Origin of the sequence: Rhizobium sp. BK098 (assembly GCF_014193155.1) — a bacterium.
Lineage (GTDB): Bacteria > Pseudomonadota > Alphaproteobacteria > Rhizobiales > Rhizobiaceae > Rhizobium.
Genome location: NZ_JACHYY010000002.1, coordinates 873,435 through 894,457, shown reverse-complemented (window position 1 = coordinate 894,457; position 21,023 = coordinate 873,435). Strand labels below are relative to the sequence as shown.

At 60.3% G+C, this 21,023-nt stretch carries 16 protein-coding genes and 1 tRNA gene; 12 read left to right on the top strand and 5 right to left on the bottom strand.

Going from position 1 to position 21,023, the window contains the following annotated elements; all coding sequences use genetic code 11:
• Positions 1 to 188: 188 nt before the first annotated feature.
• The 4 genes from FHT73_RS09230 to FHT73_RS09215 all read left to right on the top strand — a co-directional run bounded on the left by FHT73_RS09230 (position 189) and on the right by FHT73_RS09215 (position 4,283).
• On the top strand, positions 189 to 1,277 hold the full coding sequence (locus FHT73_RS09230; protein ID WP_246712063.1) for a polyamine ABC transporter substrate-binding protein: 1,089 nt from the start codon (positions 189 to 191) through the stop codon (positions 1,275 to 1,277).
• Between the two features lie 130 nt (positions 1,278 to 1,407).
• On the top strand, positions 1,408 to 2,550 hold the full coding sequence (locus FHT73_RS09225) for an ABC transporter ATP-binding protein (RefSeq protein WP_112608295.1): 1,143 nt from the start codon (positions 1,408 to 1,410) through the stop codon (positions 2,548 to 2,550).
• Between the two features lie 2 nt (positions 2,551 to 2,552).
• On the top strand, positions 2,553 to 3,464 hold the full coding sequence (locus FHT73_RS09220) for an ABC transporter permease subunit (RefSeq protein ID WP_015338857.1): 912 nt from the start codon (positions 2,553 to 2,555) through the stop codon (positions 3,462 to 3,464).
• 3 nt (positions 3,465 to 3,467) lie between these two features.
• On the top strand, positions 3,468 to 4,283 hold the full coding sequence (locus FHT73_RS09215; protein WP_015338858.1) for an ABC transporter permease subunit: 816 nt from the start codon (positions 3,468 to 3,470) through the stop codon (positions 4,281 to 4,283).
• A gap of 27 nt (positions 4,284 to 4,310) precedes the next feature.
• Here the strand turns inward: FHT73_RS09215 and FHT73_RS09210 are convergent, their stop codons facing one another.
• Positions 4,311 to 6,206, bottom strand: coding sequence for an AsmA family protein (locus FHT73_RS09210; RefSeq protein ID WP_183711064.1), 1,896 nt, complete (start codon positions 6,204 to 6,206; stop codon positions 4,311 to 4,313).
• 164 nt (positions 6,207 to 6,370) lie between these two features.
• Here FHT73_RS09210 and FHT73_RS09205 point away from each other — a divergent pair, with 164 nt between their 5' ends.
• Together FHT73_RS09205 and FHT73_RS09200 are read left to right on the top strand one after the other, a co-directional pair.
• Positions 6,371 to 8,323, top strand: a complete 1,953-nt coding sequence (locus FHT73_RS09205; protein ID WP_183711062.1) for an acetoacetate--CoA ligase — start codon at positions 6,371 to 6,373, stop codon at positions 8,321 to 8,323.
• A gap of 356 nt (positions 8,324 to 8,679) precedes the next feature.
• The gene (locus tag FHT73_RS09200) at positions 8,680 to 10,596 is read left to right on the top strand and encodes a DEAD/DEAH box helicase (RefSeq protein WP_112335701.1); all 1,917 of its coding nucleotides are present in this window, start codon (positions 8,680 to 8,682) and stop codon (positions 10,594 to 10,596) included.
• 88 nt (positions 10,597 to 10,684) lie between these two features.
• Here the strand turns inward: FHT73_RS09200 and FHT73_RS09195 are convergent, their stop codons facing one another.
• Positions 10,685 to 11,707, bottom strand: coding sequence for a class I SAM-dependent methyltransferase (locus FHT73_RS09195; RefSeq protein WP_183711060.1), 1,023 nt, complete (start codon positions 11,705 to 11,707; stop codon positions 10,685 to 10,687).
• Between the two features lie 359 nt (positions 11,708 to 12,066).
• Here FHT73_RS09195 and FHT73_RS09190 point away from each other — a divergent pair, with 359 nt between their 5' ends.
• The 3 genes from FHT73_RS09190 (at position 12,067) to FHT73_RS09180 (ending at position 14,817) form a co-directional block, all read left to right on the top strand.
• On the top strand, positions 12,067 to 12,879 hold the full coding sequence (locus tag FHT73_RS09190; RefSeq protein WP_183711058.1) for a sulfurtransferase/chromate resistance protein: 813 nt from the start codon (positions 12,067 to 12,069) through the stop codon (positions 12,877 to 12,879).
• A 6-nt stretch (positions 12,880 to 12,885) separates the two neighbouring features.
• Positions 12,886 to 14,289, top strand: coding sequence for a chromate efflux transporter (chrA, locus tag FHT73_RS09185; protein WP_183711056.1), 1,404 nt, complete (start codon positions 12,886 to 12,888; stop codon positions 14,287 to 14,289).
• 126 nt (positions 14,290 to 14,415) lie between these two features.
• Positions 14,416 to 14,817: a GFA family protein gene (locus tag FHT73_RS09180; protein WP_183711054.1), complete on the top strand. Its 402-nt coding sequence runs from the start codon at positions 14,416 to 14,418 to the stop codon at positions 14,815 to 14,817.
• An 18-nt stretch (positions 14,818 to 14,835) separates the two neighbouring features.
• Here FHT73_RS09180 and FHT73_RS09175 read toward each other — a convergent pair whose 3' ends face one another.
• Positions 14,836 to 18,486 (bottom strand): ATP-binding protein, encoded by a 3,651-nt coding sequence (locus FHT73_RS09175; protein ID WP_183711052.1) that lies wholly within the window; start codon positions 18,484 to 18,486, stop codon positions 14,836 to 14,838.
• Between the two features lie 221 nt (positions 18,487 to 18,707).
• On the opposite strand from FHT73_RS09175, the gene FHT73_RS09170 reads away from it, so the two are divergent.
• Together FHT73_RS09170 and FHT73_RS09165 are read left to right on the top strand one after the other, a co-directional pair.
• The gene (locus FHT73_RS09170; protein WP_015338867.1) at positions 18,708 to 19,154 is read left to right on the top strand and encodes a phasin; all 447 of its coding nucleotides are present in this window, start codon (positions 18,708 to 18,710) and stop codon (positions 19,152 to 19,154) included.
• Between the two features lie 217 nt (positions 19,155 to 19,371).
• A tRNA-His gene (locus FHT73_RS09165) sits at positions 19,372 to 19,448 on the top strand.
• Between the two features lie 52 nt (positions 19,449 to 19,500).
• On the opposite strand, the gene FHT73_RS09160 is transcribed toward FHT73_RS09165, so the two are convergent.
• Complete coding sequence (locus FHT73_RS09160) at positions 19,501 to 19,647, bottom strand: hypothetical protein (RefSeq protein ID WP_015338868.1); 147 nt, start codon at positions 19,645 to 19,647, stop codon at positions 19,501 to 19,503.
• Between the two features lie 184 nt (positions 19,648 to 19,831).
• Between FHT73_RS09160 and FHT73_RS09155 the strand changes: the two genes are divergently transcribed.
• Entirely contained in the window at positions 19,832 to 20,038 is a 207-nt protein-coding gene (locus tag FHT73_RS09155; RefSeq protein WP_183711050.1) for a hypothetical protein, read from the top strand.
• 39 nt (positions 20,039 to 20,077) lie between these two features.
• On the opposite strand, the gene FHT73_RS09150 is transcribed toward FHT73_RS09155, so the two are convergent.
• Positions 20,078 to 20,959: a LysR family transcriptional regulator gene (locus FHT73_RS09150; protein ID WP_183711048.1), complete on the bottom strand. Its 882-nt coding sequence runs from the start codon at positions 20,957 to 20,959 to the stop codon at positions 20,078 to 20,080.
• Between the last annotated feature and the right edge of the window lie 64 nt (positions 20,960 to 21,023).

Here is a 21,023-nt window from a genome sequence, read left to right as displayed (position 1 = left end):
CACGATTGCGTGCGAACGGCAGCCATTTGCAGAGCGCTCGATCGTTTTTGGGTAAAAAAGCTAAAGCGCGCGCTGACCTGCCTTTTTCCCTTGTCGCCTTTCGATTTCCTTTCTAGTCTAACGGGAAAAACAGAGGGTTGGGCATCGGCTGGATGCCCTTGAACAAAACAGGAGAGACTATGAAGTCCATGTTCGCACGGCTTGCAGCAACGGCTTTTGCGGTCGTTTCGCTGGCGACGGTCGCTCAGGCGGAAGACAAGGTCGTCAATATCTACAATTGGTCCGATTACATCGACAACTCAATCCTGGCGGATTTCACCAAGGAAACCGGCATCAAGGTCGTCTACGACACCTTCGACCAGAACGAGACGCTGGAAACCAAACTGCTGGCCGGCAAGACCGGCTACGACATTGTCGTGCCGACGGCTTACTTCCTGCAGCGCCAGATCAAGGCCGGGGTCTTCCAGAAGCTCGACAAGTCCAAGCTGCCGAATATCTCCAACATGTGGGATACGGTGCAGAAGCGCATTGCGACCTACGATCCCGGCAACCAGTACGCCATCGACTACATGTGGGGCACGAGCGGTGTCGGCTATAATGTCGACAAAGTGAAGCAGATCCTCGGCACGGACGATGCGCCTGATATCAACGTGATCTTTGATCCGAAGCTCGCCGCCAAGTTCAAGGATTGCGGCATCTACGTGCTTGATTCCCCGACCGACGTCATTCCGGCCGCGCTGCGCTATCTGGGCCTCGACCCGAATTCGACCAAGCAGGAAGACTTCAAGAAGGCCGAGGATCTCCTGACCGCGATCCGTCCCTTCGTGCGCAAATTCCACTCCTCCGAATATATCAATGCGCTTGCCAATGGCGATATCTGCCTGGCGTTTGGCTATTCCGGCGACGTGCTGCAGGCCCGCAATCGTGCCGCCGAGGCGAAGAACGGCGTTAACATCGCCTATTCGATCCCGACAAAGGGCGCGCAGATGTGGTTCGACGTCATGGCGATCCCCGCCGATGCGCCGCATGTCGAGGAGGCGCATATTTTCCTCAACTATATCATGAAGCCTGAGGTCATCGCCAAGGCGAGCAATTTCACTTCCTATGCCAACGGCAACAAGGCGTCGCAGCAGTTCGTGAGCAAGGATGTACTGGAAGATCCGTCCGTTTATCCGACCGACGCAGTTCGCGAGAAACTGTACACGCTGACCCCTTGGGACTCTAAAACGCAGCGCGTCGCGACGCGCTTGTGGACAAAGGTCACGACAGGCCAATAAATCGAAGCGGCCCGGACGGCAACGTCCGGGCCTTTCCTTATGAGGACAATGCCGGAAATCACGAGCGCGCCGGGATGGGGAAGAGCCGGCGCGACGAGCGCCCGTAGGGGCATCCATTTGGGGATAGATAATGAAGTCACTCGGTAATATCCGGCGTTCCTTTGCTCCTTGGACCGATCCTTCGGCCAAACCTTACATTTCCTTCAAGAACGTGACGAAGAAGTTCGGTGATTTCACCGCCGTCGATAACCTCTCCCTGAATATCTACAATCGTGAATTCTTCGCTCTTCTCGGCGCATCGGGCTGCGGCAAGTCCACGCTTTTGCGCATGCTGGCGGGCTTCGAGCAGCCGACAACGGGCGAAATCGTGCTCGATGGGCAAGATCTTGCCGGCACGCCGCCCTATCGCCGCCCCGTCAATATGATGTTCCAGTCCTACGCGCTGTTTCCCCATATGTCGGTGGAAAAGAACATCGCATTCGGCCTGCGCCAGGATGGCATGCCGAAGTCCGAGATCGACGATCGCGTCGGGCAGATGCTGAAGCTCGTCAAGCTGGAGCAGTTCGCCAAGCGCAAGCCGAACCAGCTCTCCGGCGGTCAACGCCAGCGCGTGGCTCTGGCCCGCTCGCTTGCGAAACGGCCTAAGGTGCTGCTGCTCGATGAACCCCTTGGCGCGCTCGACAAGAAGCTGCGCGAGGAAACCCAGTTCGAGCTCATGGATCTGCAGCAGAGCCTGGGATTGACCTTCGTCGTCGTCACCCACGACCAGGAAGAGGCGATGACCATGGCCGACCGTATCGCGGTCATGAGTCACGGCAAGGTCGTGCAGGTGGCGACGCCGGCCGAGATATACGAGGCGCCCAACTGCCGCTTCGTCGCCGACTTTATCGGCGATGTGAACATCCTCGACGGCAATGTTACCTCGGCACAATCTGGCATCGTTGAGATAGCAGTCGAATCGGGCTTCACGGTGCGCACGGCTTCCGGCGACATACCATCGGCTGGAAGCCGCGCCAGTCTCGCCATCCGCCCGGAAAAGCTTCGGGTTTCGCCGCGTCCGCCGGCCAATGCCTCGGTCAATGCGGCAGAAGGCGAGATCTGGGACATCGCCTATCTCGGCGACATGACCGTTTTCCACGTTAAGCTGAAGAGCGGGCAAGTGGTCAAGGCCTCGTCGCTGAACGCAGTCCGCGCCGTGGAAGAGCCCTTCGCCTACGACCAGAACGTCTGGATCTCCTTCGATGAAAATGCCGGCGTCTTGCTGAAGGATTGATTATGAAAGCGCTCGGCTCCTCCATCTATCAGCGCCTCGTCATCATCGTTCCCTATGCTTGGTTGCTGCTCTTCTTTCTCGCGCCCTTCCTCATCGTCTTCCGCATCTCGCTGTCGACGAAGGCCCTGTCGGTGCCACCCTATGATCCGTCCTTCGCTTGGACCGACAGTTTCGGCGACTGGTGGGACAAGCTGCAGACCATGTCATTCGACAATTACATATGGCTTGCCGGCGATCCGCTCTACATGAACGCCTATATCGAGAGCCTGCAGATTGCCGGTATCTCGACGCTCCTGACGCTGATCATCGCCTATCCGATCGCCTATGGCATGGCGCAGGCGCCGCGCACGATTCGGCCGACGCTGCTGATGTTGGTCATCCTGCCCTTCTGGACGAGTTTCCTCATCCGCGTCTATTCCTGGATGTCGATCCTGAGCACGACGGGCCTCCTGAACCAACTGCTGATGGCGCTCGGCATCATTCATGAGCCGCTTGTCATCCTGAACACCAATACCGCCGTCTATATCGGCATGGTCTATTCCTACCTGCCCTTCATGGTGCTGCCGCTTTATTCCGCGCTGGAAAAGATGGACGGCACGCTGATCGAGGCAGCGCAGGATCTCGGCTGCACGCCGATCGGCGCCTTCTGGCGCGTCACCTTTCCGCTTTCGCTTCCCGGGGTCATCGCCGGCTGCATGCTGGTCTTCATTCCCGCCGTCGGCGAATTCGTCATCCCCGATCTGCTCGGCGGATCGCAAACCCTGATGATCGGCAAGGTGCTGTGGACGGAATTCTACAGCAACACCGACTGGCCGCTGGCATCGGCGGTGGCGACCATCCTGCTTCTGGTGCTCGTGATTCCGATCGTCTTCTTCCAGCATTTCCAGGCTAAGGCCGATGAGAAGGGGAGATAACAAATGATCCGCTGGTCCCGCTTCAACATCGTCTCGGTCACGCTCGGCCTGGCCTTCCTCTACCTGCCGATCCTGCTGCTGGTGATCTACTCCTTCAACAGCTCGCGCCTCGTTACAGTCTGGGGCGGCTTCTCGACGCAATGGTACGTTCATCTTTTCAGCAATGATACGATGCTGAATGCCGCGTGGCTGACGGTGCGCATCGCGCTGCTCTCGGCGACGATTGCAACGGTGCTCGGCACATTCGCGGCGATTACCCTTGTGCGCTACACGCGTTTCCGCGGCCGCATCCTGTTTTCGGGAATGATCTACGCGCCGCTGGTCATGCCTGACGTCATCACCGGCCTGTCGCTGCTGCTGCTCTTCGTGACGTCGGGCGTCGATCGCGGATTCTGGACGATCGTGATGGCGCATACGACGCTGACCATGTGCTTCGTCGCCGTCGTCGTGCAGTCCCGCTTGCTCACCTTCGATCGTTCCATCGAGGAAGCGGCGTTGGATCTCGGCGCACCGCCGGTGCGCACCTTCTTCGAGGTGACGCTGCCGATCATCGCGCCGGCCGTCTTCTCCGGCTGGGTGTTGGCGCTGACCTTGTCGCTCGACGATCTGGTGATTGCGACTTTCGCCTCCGGTGCCGGCGCCAAGACTCTGCCGATGCTGATCTACAGTCAGGTAAAGCTTGGCGTGACGCCGGAAATCAACGCCATCTGTACCATCCTGATCGGCGTGGTCGCCGTCGGGGTCATCTGCGCTTCCATCGTGACGAAACGTCGCGAGGTTCAGCGACAAAGGGATGAGCACGCCGCTGCAGCAGCTTGAAGTGCTGCAGGCAAACGGCGCGAAGAACTATGGCTGTTGTATCGGCTTTTGCAGAAGCGTTGCGACCGGCGAAATCACCGGGTTCGGCCAACTGCCGCCAATGAAGAAGGGCAGCATCGGCAATTCGTCGGCATCGGATGGTGAGGTCGCCTCGATCGCACCGGAGAGGGCCAGCCCGTTGGTGCGGAACGGAACCACGCCGTTGAAGGTGATCGTTTCGTTGCGGCCCGTAACGGTTGCGTTCTGTACCTCGGCGGAGCCTTTGGCAAAACTTGCATCCGCGTTGATGCTGTCGAAGTCGAAAGACGAGTCGGCGATGTCGCTCATCCGGAAGAATGCCTTCTGGGCGGCAAGCGTCCGGAAGGTGGCGAGATTGAATTGGCGAAACGACCCTGCCGACGAAGCGAAGTGCAGCGTGCCGGCGACGTCGCTGAGCGTGGCCACCCAGATCGGCTTCGAGGTGCTGAGCGAAAGATCCAAGGACGCTGATGAAGGCATCGGCAATGGGCCGATCAGCTTCAGGCGCGTGAAGAGCCCACCGAAATCGGCGTTGCGAATCGATATCTGCAATTTGCCGCCGCCGTCGAAATCGCCCGGCGCGACCTCAAGATGCGCGGTCAGGGAACCATTTTCGAAGCCGCTGTCGCCTATGTCGAATTTCGCCTTGCCGCCTAACACCAGCAGGCTGGCGCCGATATCATCGAACTGGAAGGGGCCGAGAGCCGCCTTGTTCGATGACAGCCGCAGGTCAAGGTCGAGCCGCTGCAGCGGGTTGCCATTCAGCAGCGCATCGATGGCGGTTTCAGCTGCAAGGCGCATGGAGAAGGCGGCCAGGAAGGGATTGAGGTTCATCTGGTCGAAAGCCAGCGTGCCGGAAATCTTCGGTTTGCCCGCTTTCGTGTAGTTCAGGTCCATGATGCCGGAGGCAGCGGAATCGTTGACTTTGAAGCTCAGATTGTTGAAGCGCAGGCCGTTTTCGATCGCCGCGATGTTGGCGGTGAGCGAGATATTCTTGAGGGCATCTGCTGCCGGCAGGCGCTGACCGCTCCAGGCGATGAAGGAGGGAACGTTCGGCACGTTCAGATCCAGATTGCCCGAAAGCGCCGAAAAGTCAGCTATGCTGGTGATGCCCGTATAGGTCCAGTTGATCAGCGGCGAGACGAAGCTGGTCGTGGTGTTCACATTCTTGCCGGCGAAGAAGAGCAGGGGCTGCGGCGAATCGAAATTCAGCTTGATGTCCTGACCGTTGAAGCGGGCAAGGATAACGGCGCTTAGCGACTGGGAAAGTCGTGGCCATGCGATGTCGGCGTTGACGGCGTTGAGCTTGTAGATATTCCCGCTGCGCTCGTCGGCCATCTCGATGCTGCCGTCCTCGATGGCCAGCATGCCGATGGCCGCATCCTGTTCCTTGCTCATCCGCATACCGTCGCCGGAGGAGGCCCCGGCCTGCTCGATCGCCTTGGAAAGCCGGCCTTCGTTCGTCCAGTCGATCAGGCCATTCTCGTCGCGGCGGATGTAAAGGGTCGGGCGCAAGAAATGGAATTCGTGAAAATGCGCGTGCCCGCGGATCGCCGACCACAGCGAGAAATCCGCGGAGAGGCTATCGACGTGACCGAGGATCTTGCCGTTCCTCGACGGTTCGCGGATGGTGACCTGGTTGAGCGTCACGCGTGGCGTCGGCCAGAAATCAAGTGTCGGATCGCCTTCGATCTGGGCGCGATATCCCGTCCATTCCGAAAGTGCCTTCTCGATGCCGGAGCGTACCAGGCCGCTTGAAATCAGGAAAGGTGCGGTCGCTCTGAAGACAGCGAACACGATGAGGATCGTGAGAAGAATGATGCCGGTCGTGCGAGCAAAGGCAGGCAGCCAGCGCGAGGCCGAACGCATCGTCAACCGCCACTTGTTGTTTTTCGAAGCTCTCATGATCCCGAGGAGACTCTTGAACTGATAGGGATAGCCTGCCTGAGTTTGCCGGATATAGGAAATGTTTGCCCGATGCAAACATCACGCTCTGGCAATGCCCACAACACCATGTTTTATAATGCGCTGCAACATCGCTATATAGAGCGAAAAGCGGGGAGAGAAATATGCAGGATCAGCAGCCGCTCTGGACGCCGTCGGAGGAATTTCGCAACCAGAGCCCGATGTTTGCCTTCATGCAGGAGTGCAACCGCCGCTTCGGCCTCTCGCTGGCAGATTTTGCCGGCCTCCATGCCTGGTCTATCGCCAATCGAGAAAACTTCTGGTCGGCGGTATGGGATTTCTGCGGCGTGAAGGGCAAGCGCGGCGAGCGGGCGCTGATCCATGGCGATGTCATGCTGGATGCCCGCTTCTTTCCCGATGCCGAGCTGAACTTCGCCGAAAACCTATTGTCGCGGAGCGGCGAGGGCGATGCGCTGGTCTTCTGGGGCGAGGACAAGGTGCGCAATCGCTGGTCATGGGACCGGCTGGCCGCGATGGTATCTCGCCTGCAGCAGGCCTACCGCGCCGAGGGCATCGGCAAGGGAGACCGCGTGGCGGCCATGATGCCGAACATGCCGGAAACCATTGCCTGCATGCTGGCGGCCGCGTCGATCGGCGCGATCTGGTCCTCCTGTTCGCCGGATTTCGGCGAACAGGGCGTTATGGATCGTTTCGGCCAGATCGAACCGAAGCTCTTCATCGCCTGCAGTGGCTATTGGTATGGCGGCAAGCTGCAGGATGTTACTGCCAAGGTCAGCGCCATCGCTCAGCGCCTGAAAGCGCCCACCGTCATCGTGCCCTATGCCGGCAATGCCGAGGCGGTCGTGGCGGCAACGCCGGGCGCGCGAACCCTCAACGATCTGGTTGCCCCCTTCGAGGCGAAAGCGGTCGAGTTTGAGCCCGTCTCCTTCTCCCATCCGCTCTTCATCCTGTTTTCCTCGGGCACGACGGGTGTCCCGAAGTGCATCGTGCATTCGACCGGCGGCGCGCTGCTGCAGCTCCTCAAGGAACATCGCCTGCATTGCGGCGTCGTGCCAGGCGAGAAGGTCTTCTACTTCACCACTTGCGGCTGGATGATGTGGAATTGGCTGGTGACCGGCCTTGCCGCCGGCGCGACGCTCTGCCTCTACGACGGATCGCCCTTCGCACCCGATGGCAACATTTTGTTCGACTATGCGCAGAAAGAGAAATTCGCGCTGTTCGGCACCTCGGCCAAATATATCGACGCCGTCCACAAGAGCGGCCTCACGCCGAAGACCTCGCACGATCTCTCGAGCCTGCGGCTGATGACCTCCACCGGCTCGCCGCTGTCGCCGGAGGGCTTCACCTTCGTCTATGAGGGCATCAAGGACGATGTCCAGCTCGCCTCCATTTCCGGCGGTACCGATATCGTCTCCTGCTTCGTGCTCGGCAACCCTTTGCAAGCGGTCTGGCGCGGCGAAATCCAGGGGCCCGGCCTCGGCCTTGCCGTCGATGTCTGGAACGACGAAGGCAAGCCGGTGCGCGGCGAGAAGGGCGAGCTCGTCTGCACCAAGGCCTTCCCCTCCATGCCGGTCATGTTCTGGAATGATCCCGAGCGTGCCAAATATCGAGCCGCATATTTCGAGCGCTTCGACAATATCTGGTGCCACGGCGATTTCGCGGAGTGGACAGAGCATGGCGGCCTCATCATTCACGGCCGCTCCGACGCCACACTCAATCCCGGCGGCGTGCGCATCGGCACGGCCGAGATTTACAATCAGGTCGAGCAGATTCCCGAGGTTCTCGAGGCGCTCTGCATCGGTCAGGATTGGGACGATGACGTCCGCGTGGTGCTTTTCGTCCGCCTTGCCGCCGGCGTCGCCCTGACCGAAGACCTGGTCAAGGCGATGAAAACCCGCATCCGCACCGGCGCTTCGCCGCGCCATGTGCCGGCCAAGATCATCGCGGTTACGGATATCCCCCGCACCAAATCCGGCAAGATCGTCGAGCTTGCGGTGCGGGAGGTGGTGCATGGCCGTCCGGTCAAGAACAAGGAAGCGCTCGCCAATCCGGAAGCGCTCGATCTCTTCGCCGGGCTGGAAGAACTCAAAAGTTAAGGTGGGCCTTAAAACTGAGGGGCAAACGATGACCATCGTTTGCTAACCTCGCGTTAAGAAAGCTTGGTCAAAAGTAAAGGCCAACTTGAGACCGTTCGCATGAGCTGGAGCGGATTGGAGCCACTCTCGGCTCTCGAGACATGAAGTTCCCCGACTCGAGCTGGCTTTTCGACAGCATAAACTTCAAAGGCAGCGCGATTCGCTGCCTTTTTTTCGTTTCGCCCCGTACGAAAACGCGTCCGCTCTGTACATTGTCGCCTTGAGCAAGTATGTGCACGCGTGAAGAAGAGGTTCGCGACGTGCGAGCCACGATGATCGCCGCCTGATGGCGCGCGAAGAATTCCGAAAGACAGATGATGACTGAATTCGAAGGCATCGCTCCTGCGATTGCCCAGGCTTTGGCGAAGCGCGGTTACGAAACGCTGACGCCGGTGCAAAAGGCCATGCTCGATCCGGGCCTGGCCGGCAAGGATGCGCTTGTCTCGGCCCAGACCGGCTCGGGCAAGACGGTTGCCTTCGGCCTGGCGCTGGCGCCCGGCCTGCTTGACGGCGCGGAACGTTTCGGCCGCGCAGGTGCGCCACTGGCGCTGGCGATTGCACCGACCCGCGAACTGGCGCTGCAGGTGCAGCGCGAGCTGGAATGGCTCTATGGGCTGACGGGCGCCACGATCGCCTCCTGCGTCGGCGGCATGGACATGCGCACGGAGCGCCGCACGCTCGAGCGCGGTGCTCACATCGTCGTCGGCACGCCGGGGCGTCTCTGCGATCACATTCGACGCAATTCGCTCGATATCTCCGAACTCAAGGCCGTCGTGCTCGACGAGGCCGACGAAATGCTCGATCTCGGTTTCCGCGAGGATCTGGAGTTCATTCTGGAATCCGCGCCGTCCGATCGTCGCACCCTGATGTTTTCCGCCACCGTGCCGCGTTCGATCGCCAAGCTTGCCGAAAACTATCAGCGCGATGCCGTCCGCATCGCGACCGCCTCTGAGGCCAAGCAGCATGTCGATATCGATTATCGCGCGCTGACCGTCGTGCCGAGTGACCGGGAAAACGCCATCATCAACGTGCTGCGCTATTATGAGGCGCGCAATGCCATCGTTTTCTGCTCGACGCGTGCTGCCGTCAATCACCTGACGGCTCGCTTCAACAATCGTGGCTTTTCGGTCGTTGCGCTCTCAGGCGAACTCAGCCAGAACGAGCGCACCCACGCCCTGCAGGCCATGCGCGACGGCCGCGCCCGCGTCTGCATCGCAACCGACGTCGCCGCCCGCGGCATCGATCTGCCGGGGCTGGAGCTGGTCATTCACGCCGATCTGCCGACCAATCCGGACACGCTGCTGCATCGCAGCGGCCGCACCGGCCGCGCCGGCAACAAGGGCGTCAGTGCCCTCATCGTGCCGCTCAGCGCCCGCCGCCGCACCGAACGCCTGCTGGAAGCTGCTCGCATCCGCGCCACCTGGGCAAAGCCGCCGTCAGCCGATGAAGTGAGCCAGCGCGACGATGAAAGGCTTCTTGCCGATCCGGTCTTTGAAGCGCCGCTTGCCGAAGACGAGGAGGCGATCGTCCGGCAGCTGTTGGAGCGCCACGGCGCCGAGCAGGTTGCCGCAGCATTCCTGCGGCAATACCGCGCCGGCCATTCCGCGCCCGAGGAATTGCAGGACGTGCCGGCCGAAGGTGAGCGCCGAAAGCCCCGCCGCGACGATTTTCCGGTCACGCCTCGCGATGAAGGCTCGTCTGCTGGACGCAACGACTTCACCGATGGTCTCTGGGTATCGCTCTCTGTCGGACGCAAGCAGAATGCCGAGCCGCGCTGGCTGATCCCCATGCTCTGCCGCAACGGCAATCTGACCAAGCGTGACATCGGTGCCATCAAGATGCAGCCCGAGGAAACCTTCGTCGAGCTCTCGACGGAGAGTTTTGAGCGCTTCCTCGCGGCCATTGGCCCTGACAAGACGCTGGAGCGCGGCATCAGGGTCAAGCCGCTTGCCGGCATACCGGATTTCCAGACCAAGCGGGAAGGCGGCTTCGCAAAGAAGAAGCCCTTCGCTGAGAAGGGCGCCCGTTCGAATGACGGCCCGAAGCCGAAATGGAAGTCCGACCGCAAGCCGGAGCGGTCGAATGCAGGCGAGGGCGGTGTTTCCGAGCGTTCCGACAAGAAGCCTTGGGCGAAAAAGCCCGGAAAGCCGGGCTTCGCCAAGAATGACGGGCCGCCAGCAGGCAAGCCGAATTCGAGGGCCAAGCGCAAGGCCACGCGGGCTCAGGGAGAATAATCTCCGTCGCCGAGTTCAAGGGGGCGGCCGCCCCCTTGGCGCTATCTCCGCATCCCCCGGCAAGAGGAGGCTGCTATTCCGAGCGCCATTACTCGAAGAAGATCAAGCTTGCCGGCGATGGTGGTAGTGGCTTTACCGTCACATTATGAAAACCGGCACGCCTAGCCATCTCGGTCAGGCCCTTCTGCGTGTAGGCCTCGCCTTTTGGTGTACTGGCCAGCATCTCCCATGAGAAAGCAGCTGGGAAGGGCGGCGAGACGAGATCGTCGTTAGGCACGAAGTCCACCGCAACCACCTTGCCCTCGGCGCTCAAGGTAGCCCGGCTCTTCCTAAGCAATCCGGCGCAGGTTTCCAGGTCGAAGTGATGCAGGAAGTTCGGCAGCAGGATAAGATCATAGTCCGTGCCCCAGTCGACTTCGAATGCGCTGCCGGCAATGACCTTGTAGCGTTCGGCGACGCCAAATTGCTGCGCATTACGTTTGGCCAATTCCAGAACGGAGCCCCAATCGACCGCAACGATCTCGGCCGAAGGAAAAGCCTTCGCCATCTCGATTCCGAAAAGCCCGTGCCCTGCGGCGATATCGAGTATCTTCCTTGGCTGCATGGGCAAGTTGGCCATTTCGGTGGCGAGGCTGATCGCGCTGCCGCCAGTGAACGAGCCCATGCCGCGAGCAAATTTCACCCACACCGGATTATCCGGAGACATGTTTGCCAATCCAATGGACCCGCCGTTGCGGACATAGGAAGCCGGATTGTCCAGGATCTGCTTGAGGATCTCCGGGGCGGCCAGGAATTCGATGGCCCCGCCCATATAGGCTGGTGAATGCCGGTCGAGGAAAACTCGGCTGGATGGGGTCAGAGCGTATTGATTGCCTGTTTTCGTGAGAAAGCCGTTCACAACGAGATAGTCGCACAGAATGCGAACGCCTCTTTCATCTGCATTTGCTGCGGCCGCCACGGATGCTGCATTGCTGCCGACACCAATCAAGGTAAAAAGATCGAGTTCAATGGCGGCTACGATGGCGGCCGTCTTTCGGCACGCAAACATTGCATCGACCACTATATTGGGCGAAACTTCGCCGACGTCTGCTTCTACTGCCGTCGATGACATTGGATCCCCCTTATGTGCCCAATGACCGACCGGAATAGTCGGTCGTAAGGATGAACTATCTCACAAAAGGCGCCTGACTTTAAGTTTGTTATCGATAATACTGAAAAGATACATCAGATATTCTTGGCCTGCGGCGCGGGCGAAGTTGTCGTGGCAGAACTTCACGACAACCGCGACGTTACGGCCAATCTGCAAGTGGCTGCCGAAGCCAAGAAAATGTTTGTCCGGTGCAGCACGCGGTTATTCGGCTTGACATTTAAAGCGCGTCAGGCAGAAAATTGATCATGGGGCTGCGATCACCCCACGAGGCTACGGCTGAAGAATCGCGTCCGTGAAACCGAGCCAACGGAGGACGCGCTATGCCGTCATTTCTGGAAATTACACCCGACAAGCTCAATCGCATTATCGGCACGCTCAATTTGCCGACGATTATCGATGTCCGTAATGACGAGGATTTCGCTGCCGATCCCCGTCTTGTTCCCAGTTCGATCCGTCGCGACTATCGACTGGTAGCCGACTGGGCGAACGAACTGGCGGGGCCCACCATCATTCTCTGTCAGAAAGGACAGAAACTCGCCCACGGAGTTGCTGCCCATCTGCGCGTCGTCGGAAAGGAGGCAGAGGTCCTCGAAGGCGGGTTCGAAGCGTGGCGCAGCGCGAAGTACATGCTGGTCGCCGATGAAAAGCTGCCTCCCCGCGATGCCAAGGGGCGGACCGTATGGGTAACGAGGGCACGGCCGAAGATCGATCGTATCGCTTGCCCATGGCTGATTCGCCGCTTCATCGATCCCTCAGCAATCTTCCTGTTCGTTCCCGCAGCCGAAGTTTCGGCCGTCGGCGATCGCTTTAAAGCGACACCATTCGATATAGAGGATGTTTTCTGGAGTCATCGCGGCGAGCTGTGCACCTTCGATGTCATGATCGAGGAATTCGGCCTCGGCACAGAACCTCTCCTTCATCTTGCAACCATCGTTCGCGGCGCCGATACCGCCCGGCCGGACCTGGCACCTGAAGTGCCGGGGCTGCTTGCGGCCTCGCTTGGGCTTTCGCGAATGTTCAACGACGACCTGCAGCAGTTGGAAGCCGGCATGGCGCTTTACGATGCCTTCTATCGTTGGTGTCGTGATGCGACGGAAGAGACGCACAATTGGCCAAATCCGAGGAAGATGTAAGAGACTATGACCGACCTCGCGAAAAATGTAGCCGAGCGATCAAGCGCGGTTGATCGGGACGTCGTTCCCCTCCATGAGGCCATTAAGGTCTGGACCCGCGTTGCTGCCCTGAGTTTCGGCGGACCGGCTGGGCAGATCGCCGTCATGCACCGTATCGTCGTCGACGAGAAGAAATGGGTGGGAGAGCACAGGTTCCTTCATGCCCTGAACTACTGCATGTTGCTGCCGGGTCCGGAAGCGCATCAGCTTGCCATCTATATCGGCTGGCTGTTGAACAGGACCCTGGGTGGGATGATCGCCGGCATTCTGTTCGTCCTGCCAGGCTTCCTGGCAATTCTCGCGCTCAGTTATGTCTACGTCCTGTTCGGAAACCTGACTTTTATCGAAGGGATGTTCTTCGGGCTCAAATGCGCCGTGCTGGCGGTCGTCGTCCAGGCGGTCTTTCGCATCGGGAGCCGAGCCCTCAAGAGCAGGACTATGGTTGCTTTGGCCGCCGCTGCCTTCGTGGCGATCTTCTTCCTGCATGTTCCATTCCCCGTCATCATCGTTGGAGCCGGGATTATCGGCTACCTGGCCTCTCGGGCAGGGGTCGCCGCCTTCAAGATGGGCGGCGGGCATAAGTCGGGCTCGGGGACAATTCTGGAAGACAAGGACTCCGTTCTTGGCGAGGAGATCCCTTTGCACGCTCGACCAAACCTCGCCTGGTCTTTGAAGACCTCGGGTCTGCTGGCCGCCGCATGGCTCATTCCGGTTGCGGCCCTCCTGATGACGCTCGGCCCCGACAATGTCTTTTCCAAAATCGCGATATTCTTCAGCGAGATGGCAATCGTGACCTTTGGGGGCGCCTATGCCGTGCTGGCATATGTCGCACAGGAGGCCGTGCAGCAATTAGGCTGGCTGCGGCCGGGCGAGATGCTGGACGGTCTGGGGATGGCGGAAACGACCCCGGGACCGCTGATCATGGTCACGCAGTTCGTTGGTTTCCTGGCGGGTTATCGCAATCCCGGCACCCTTAGCCCCCTTGCGGCGGCGACCTTCGCTGCCATGCTGACAACGTGGGTCACCTTTCTGCCGAGCTTCCTTTGGATTTTTGCAGGTGCGCCGTTCATCGAGAAGATGCGCGGCAATGTCGCGCTGACCGGCGCCATGTCTGCGATAACGGCAGCTGTAGTGGGCGTCATCCTCAATCTGGCGATTTGGTTCGGACTCCATGTGCTGTTCCGAGAGACCGCAAGCTTCACCTACGGCTCCTGGACGATGGATGTGCCCGTCCTTACCTCGCTTTCATTGCCCTCGCTGGTGCTGACCTTACTTGCCGCCATCGCCATATTTCGCCTGAAGATGTCGGTGATATCGACCTTATTGGCATCCGCAGCTTTGGGCGTTGGCTGGACTGCTTTCGTTTCTTGACGGAAGAGGCATTCGCCGCGGCGGTGGCCCGGAGTGAGAATTCGTATCGTCCTGTGCATTTGCGGGGATTTCGTGCCTAAGGCAGAATGCCGCCTTCGACCAGGCAGCGAATGGAGTGGTGTACCCATGCTCATCGGCTCGTGTCATTGCGGCAAGGCGGGCTGGACGCTCGAAGGCGATCCAGGCTCGATTACCGCCTGCAACTGCACGCTCTGTCGGCGCTACGGCACGCTATGGGCCTATGATTACGAAGGGGAGCGGGTCTCCGTCACGGGCCAGACTGCCTCCTATATCCGCGCCGGCAAGGACAGGCCGTCTCTCGAAATACTGTTCTGCCCGTCCTGCGCCTGCGTGGTGAGCTGGCGCGGCCTGAGGCCGCAAAAGGATGGCCGCCGGCGCATGGCGGTCAATGTTCGGCTGGCGCCGCCGGATCTCGTTGCCGACCTGCCGATCGATCACTTCGATGGGCTCGACACGTTTGAAGATCTTCCTTCCGACGGACGATGCGTGCGCGATCTCTGGTTTTGATCGCGAACCAAGATTGTCTCAGTTCGCCAGCACCCGTGGCGAGGGGAAGGTGATCTCAACCAGCGTACCTTCGTTCGGAGCCGAGTTGATCGAGAAAGTGGCGCGGTTGGCGTCGACCATCGCCTTGGTCAGAGGCAGTCCCAGGCCCGTGCCATCGCCGCGCTTGCGGGAATTGGTGGCCACCTGCCGGAAGGGCTTCATCGCCTGCTCCAGCTCCGAGCGTGTCATGCCGACGCCGGTATCGCGGATGCGCAGGACGACGCTGCCATTGCCCTCATACGCAGTCGACACGACAATCTGGCCGCCCGATGGCGTGAAGCGGATGGCGTTCGAAAGGATGTTCAGCGCAATCTGCTTGATCGAGCGCAGGTCGGCCACGACATTCGGCACGGCTTGCGACAGAGCGGTGCGGATGATAACGCGCTGGCTGTTGGCCTGCGGCTGCACCAGCGACACCGCTTCGGTAATCGCTTCGTTCAGGCCGACCGAAGCGAAATCCAGATCCATCTCGCCGGCTTCGATCTTCGAGATATCGAGAAGGTCATTCACGATGTCGAGCACGTGACGGCCGGAGCGGCCGATATCGGTCGCATATTCGATGTAGCGTGAGTGACCGATCGGCCCGAAGCGCTCGCCGGCCATCATGTCGGAAAAGCCGATGATGGCGTTGAGCGGCGTGCGGATTTCATGGCTCACTCGGGCAAGGAAATCCGTCTTGTGGGCATTGGCGGTTTCGGCGGCACGCTTGGCATTGCGCAACTCTTCTTCAGTGCGCTTCCATTGCGTGATGTCACGGATGACGGCGCAGTAACCATTTGATGAGTTCAGCCGGCCCATGGTCATGAACAGCGGCACGAAGCCGCCGGAAGCCTCGCGTCCGATCACCTCGCGACCGTCGTTCAGCACGCTGGCGACGCCATGGCCCGAAAGGCCGCCGAGATAATCGAGCACCGCCTTCTGGCTTTCATGGGCAAAGAGCATGACGAAGGGTTTGCCGCGGGTTTCCTGGTCGTCATAGTTGAACAGCGCGCTCGCCGAGCGGTTCATCGAGCGGATCTCGCCCTCCTGGCCGATGATGATCACGCCATCCGTCGCCGTCTCCAGCGTCGAGCGCAGCTCCTCGATCTCCACCTGCAACTTGGCGACCTTTTCGAGGATGCGCTCGGGGCGGGCTTCTTCAGGAATTGGCTGCGGCGGTGCCGGCGGCTCGCTTCTTTCCACCGGCATCAACGCCAGCATCAAGGCTGTGCCGTCTTCCCACCGGATCGACTGCAGCCGGGCCGTCACAGGCACGAGCGCATCGTCGGCGCGCACGACCATCATCGCGCCGGGCTGCTCGGTTTTGCCTTCTAGGTCGTTGCGCTGCAGCAGCGCATCCAACCCGCCGACCTGTTCGAGTTCATCGAGGCTGTCATAGCCAGTCAGCCGCAGGAATTCAGGATTGCCGTGGATCAGCCGGTCACCGGCGTGGATGAGGATCGCGAGCGGTAGCTGGTCGACGATGTCGGACGACAGGCCCGTGCGCATCTTCACGCGTGACGGAATGGCGTTGTTCAGGACATCGAGGGGGTCGAAATCTTCCTCCGGCTCGGCTGATGCCGGCGCAACTTCGGTGGTGGCCTCGTCAGCCGTTTTCGGGCTGTTATCATCCGCCGCTTCAATGAAGGTCACGACCGGCGGCGATGCTTTTTCTTCTACACCCGGTATAGCCGGCTGGTGGTCGCCGACGTGGCCATTTTCATCGCCCGTTTCGGAGGTCTCGGAAAGGATTTCGTCTGCCGCATTCGGTTGCGGCGGGGTGTCGGCACCGTCCTCATGCCGTTCGTCACCAGGCTGCTCCCCAGACGGTTCCGCGCGTTTGCCCAAAGGTTCAAGCTGTCGGGCTATTTCGCGGAAGGCTGCCTGTTCGCTGAGTGAAAGGCCGGTCTGCGTCAATGTCCGGCGCTCATGCAGGCGAACGACCTTGTCCGACTCGCGACGGTTCGGCGTGTCGGAAATTCGCAGGGCGGGCGGTTCGTAAGTGGGAGCCGGGTCGGCTTCTGCGCTATCCTGAGCGGAGCTCTCTAGTTCTTCTGGCGCCGGAGGGGATTCAACTTCGGGGGCGAGGTGCTCGTTCGATACCGCCTCTGCTTCCGGGGGAATTTCGGCATCCGTCGCGGCGGCGTCAGCCGCCTGCGTGCCGAGAGCCATCCCGCGTTTCATCGGATCTTCGACGGCATCCGCCAGGCGGACGACGCCAAAGCCCCTGAAGCCGTCGAATTCGCGGCTGCGCGTATAGGTCGGCAGGGCGGCAAGGTCGACCGGCACGGTCAGGCTCGTCCCTTCCACCGGCCAGTAGATCGTGCGGCCGGACCATGTGTCGCGCCGCGCCAATAGTTCCGCGATCTTGCCGTCCGGATCGAGATTGAAGCGGCGGGCCACATCGGCAAACGCCGTGCCGGCAATCTGGGCGGCATGCGGCCCCACCGCATCGGCAAATTCGCGCGAAACCTCGCTGAAATGGCCGGCGGCATCGATCTTCCAGACGAAACGAGTGGCGCGTCCGTTGCGCTTGAAATTGAAACCTTGTGCGGGCGTGTTTTCGGTATCTGCATGGGCTTCGCGCGAAGACGGCTCTGCAGCTGCCGTCGCCTCTGCGGCAGCATTGTCTCCGCCATCCCTCACGGTTTCCGGCTGATGCTCATCGGCATGAGCTTCGGTTTCGGCCATTTCGTCGGTCGCGATATCCGCATCGCCAGCCGCTTCCGTTCCGGCTTCGATCGAGCTTCCGGCGGCCGAGACCGCCTCCGCTTGTTCGTCCTCCCGATATTCCGGGGTTTCGTCCAGCTCCTCAATGCCGGCCACCGCATCGATGACGTCGCCGAAGGGTGCATTCGGAGCGAGGGATTGTTCTTCGTCCGGCACTGCTGCCTCGAGCTCCTTGCGGACTTCCTCCGCCTGCGGTTCGCTGGCCGCAGCGGGGCGGGCTTCGTCGGCAAGACTTTCCGTCGGGTCGAGATGGCCAAGCACCGTTTCGACGACGAACAGCAGGTGCAGCGCCGGGATTTCGGAAAGCTTGCCGATGGCGGCGGGCAGATAACCACGCCCGGTCGGGATCGGTCGCTTGATCAGCCGATCCGGCTGTGCGCCGGCCATGGTCGTCATCATCCGCGCGGTCTGCGGCGTTACGCCAAGCGTCCTGAAGCCGGCTGAGGCGGTAACGATCTCGCCATCGCGGCCGATGACGGCCATATGGGTATCGGGATCGTCGAACCCATCGATCATGCGCTTGGCGCATTCGGCTGATGTGAGCGGCTTTGAGGAGACCGGAGAGGAGAACAGCACCGCTTCTTCGCCGGCCTGGATGCGGATGAGTTCGACAGCCGCATTGACGACGGCCCGCTGGAAGCCCGAAGCCATGCGGATCAGAAATGTGCGCTGGTCGCCCACCGCACCGAGGCCACGCGCGGTCGCCTCGATCTGGCGAAACGAGATGTCGCCGGACTTCGGTCCCTGCTCGATGAAGTCGTAAATGATGTTATAGCCAAAAAGGTTGGCGCCGGCGGCGTTTGCCCATAGCACGCGATCCATGCCGGTCGAGAACATGACCATGGCTTCACCGCGCGCGAAGCGCTCCCGAACGCGCGGATGCACGGCAATGTCAATGAACGGATATTGAATTGCGGGCATTTTCCAACCTGTTTTGCGGGCGTAACCGCCTCTCGTGATTTAACGGTTTATTAATAACGGCACCCCGCTTTTCGGTCCAGCGAACGGTCCATTTTTCGGCCGGAAAGGTTAACGACTTGTGCGGCGCACAATTATGTTGCACTGCACAATAATTTATATTATATACTCCTCACACAGGTTCACGGCGGCCCCCGCAGGGAGGCCCTTTTAGGAGCATAATCATGGCTACTGTAAAGAAAGACGACGTTTTTTCAACGGCGGCATTCGACCCGTCCAAGTTCTCCGAATCCTTCCGCGACTTCGCGGAAAAGGGCGCTGCCCAGTCCAAGGAAGCCTTTGCAAAGCTGAAGGCCGCCACCGAAGAGGCAGGCAAGACGGTTGAAGCAACCGTTCAGACTGCACAGGCTGGGTCCGTAGAAATCGGCCTCAAGGCTATCGACGTTCTGCGCACCAATGCTGAAAGCTCGCTGGCTCACATGGAAGCCCTGCTTCGCGTCAAGTCAGCGGCGGAACTCTTCGAGCTTCAGACCGCTTTCATCCGCAAGCAGGCCGAAGTTACCGTCGAGCAGGCCAAGTCTATTCAGGACACCACCAAGAAGGTTGCTGAAAAGCTGGCAAAGCCCGCCAAGGACGCCGCTGAAAAGGCAATGGCCTCCTTCAAGGCCTAATCATTTCCGACAAGCCTCCCAAGGCACGAATGTCCCGTTCCCAGGTGAAAGCCTGGGGCGGGACTTTTCGTTTACAGCAGAAGCCGGCCTGGCCGGTATCTGGCTGCGCATCATCATTTGGATATCTGCAAAGCTTTTTCATATTGCGGGGAGATAGGACTTGAAATAATTTCAAAGTCCTCGTATGTCACCCCCGTTCGCGGCGACGCGAGCAAGTGCGGTTGTAGCTCAGTTGGTTAGAGCGCAGGTTTGTGGCACCTGAGGTCGGAGGTTCGAGACCCCCCAACCGTACCATTTTCTCCCCGGTTCGTTCGTAGAAGATACCGACGCCTTTGGCCTCGCGGGCCTACTTCTTGTCTTCAGGCTTCTTCGAGACATGGCCGGGCGATATCGGATCGCTTGCCGGAAAAGTCTCCTCCAGCGCTTCCTCCAGATAATCGTCCTGTTCCTTGTGTTCTTTCTCGTCCAGTTTCTGCTGCTTCTTGTCGCTCATCGTCCTGGCTCCTGATCTCTCCGCGAAAATACTAAGCTTCACCCGGCCTTTGTCCAGAAGCAAGGCGTGAGGGTGGCGAACCGCGTCTCTATCGCAAACGCTGCTCGCATGCCCAAATTATCTTGGAACCGTCGGCATCGCTCATCGTTGTGTCCATATCGGCAAGCAGACGAAAGGAGCGGGCATGTCTGTACCGAACGAGCCTATTCCCGATACGCCTCCGATGCCGGAGCCAGGCTGGGCGCCGAAGCCGCCGATCGGAGAGCCGGAGCCGGACAGGTTGCCGGATGAAGTTCCCGTGCCCAACCCCGACGAGAACGAGGAGCCGCCGAAGCATGCGGAGGCTCAACCGCCGCATGCACCATCATGGTGGCGCAGCTTGATGCCGTGACCATTGCCTCCGAGCCGGAGGCGCCTCCATCGGCGTTATTTACAGGAAGATCCGCCGCTCCTCGCTGACCAGCTCCTGCAAAAAGTCCGCGACAGTGCGCACACGCATGAGATCGCGGGCGCTTTCATGATAGGTCGTCCAGTAGGCACGCTTGATGGAGACATCCGGCAGAATACGGGTCAGCTCCGGAAACTGTCGGGCAATATAATCATGCAGAATGCCGACGCCTGCGCCGGAACGCACTGCTTCCGTCTGGCCGATGGCTGTGGAGATCTCGAAAGAGGCGTCCCAGCTGCGCATGATCTCGCCGGAAAAATTGAGCGATGCCGTAAAGATCAGGTCTTCGACATAGCCGACGCGCGGATGCAGCTTCAGCGCCTCGACGCTGTCGGGCAATCCTGCCTGCTCGAGATAGGCTTTCGAGGCATAGAGCCCGAGCGTGTAATCCGTCAGTTTCGATGAGACCAAACGTCCTTGCTCCGGCCGTTCCAGCGTGATGGCGATATCGGCCTCGCGCTGCGACAGCGAGAAGGAGCGGGGAACGGGCACGAGCTGAATGCGCAGCTCCGGATAGTGGGCGATCAGCCGCCCGAGCCGCGGCGCGAGGAAAGAAACCCCGAAGCCGTCGGGCGCGCCGATGCGCACGGTCCCTGTGATCGCGCTGTCGAGGTGACCGACGCTTGCCTGCGCGCGCAGCATCTCAGTTTCCATGCGCTCTGCCGCGTGAAGGAAGATTTCGCCTTCCGCCGTCAGGTCGCAGCCATTGGTGCGGCGCACCAGCAGCCGCGTCTTCAGCCGTTCCTCCAGCGTCGTCACGCGGCGGGAGAGGGTGGCGTGGTTGACGCCCAGCCGTTTCGAAGCAGCCAGGATCTGGCCCGTGCGCGCCACAGCCAAAAACATGCGGACGTCATCCCAATCCATCAGCACACATCCTTTTGCGCGTTCGGCCTTTGGTCTCGCGCATGTCGTTATCGCAAAAACCGCT

Coding starts and splice junctions, on each gene's coding strand:
- FHT73_RS09230 (WP_246712063.1), top strand. CDS start 189: ATGTTCGCACGGCTTGCAGCAACGGCTTTTGCGGTCGTTTCGCTGGCG.
- FHT73_RS09225 (WP_112608295.1), top strand. CDS start 1,408: ATGAAGTCACTCGGTAATATCCGGCGTTCCTTTGCTCCTTGGACCGAT.
- FHT73_RS09220 (WP_015338857.1), top strand. CDS start 2,553: ATGAAAGCGCTCGGCTCCTCCATCTATCAGCGCCTCGTCATCATCGTT.
- FHT73_RS09215 (WP_015338858.1), top strand. CDS start 3,468: ATGATCCGCTGGTCCCGCTTCAACATCGTCTCGGTCACGCTCGGCCTG.
- FHT73_RS09210 (WP_183711064.1), bottom strand. CDS start 6,206: ATGAGAGCTTCGAAAAACAACAAGTGGCGGTTGACGATGCGTTCGGCC.
- FHT73_RS09205 (WP_183711062.1), top strand. CDS start 6,371: ATGCAGGATCAGCAGCCGCTCTGGACGCCGTCGGAGGAATTTCGCAAC.
- FHT73_RS09200 (WP_112335701.1), top strand. CDS start 8,680: ATGACTGAATTCGAAGGCATCGCTCCTGCGATTGCCCAGGCTTTGGCG.
- FHT73_RS09195 (WP_183711060.1), bottom strand. CDS start 11,707: ATGTCATCGACGGCAGTAGAAGCAGACGTCGGCGAAGTTTCGCCCAAT.
- FHT73_RS09190 (WP_183711058.1), top strand. CDS start 12,067: ATGCCGTCATTTCTGGAAATTACACCCGACAAGCTCAATCGCATTATC.
- chrA (WP_183711056.1), top strand. CDS start 12,886: ATGACCGACCTCGCGAAAAATGTAGCCGAGCGATCAAGCGCGGTTGAT.
- FHT73_RS09180 (WP_183711054.1), top strand. CDS start 14,416: ATGCTCATCGGCTCGTGTCATTGCGGCAAGGCGGGCTGGACGCTCGAA.
- FHT73_RS09175 (WP_183711052.1), bottom strand. CDS start 18,486: ATGCCCGCAATTCAATATCCGTTCATTGACATTGCCGTGCATCCGCGC.
- FHT73_RS09170 (WP_015338867.1), top strand. CDS start 18,708: ATGGCTACTGTAAAGAAAGACGACGTTTTTTCAACGGCGGCATTCGAC.
- FHT73_RS09160 (WP_015338868.1), bottom strand. CDS start 19,647: ATGAGCGACAAGAAGCAGCAGAAACTGGACGAGAAAGAACACAAGGAA.
- FHT73_RS09155 (WP_183711050.1), top strand. CDS start 19,832: ATGTCTGTACCGAACGAGCCTATTCCCGATACGCCTCCGATGCCGGAG.
- FHT73_RS09150 (WP_183711048.1), bottom strand. CDS start 20,959: ATGGATTGGGATGACGTCCGCATGTTTTTGGCTGTGGCGCGCACGGGC.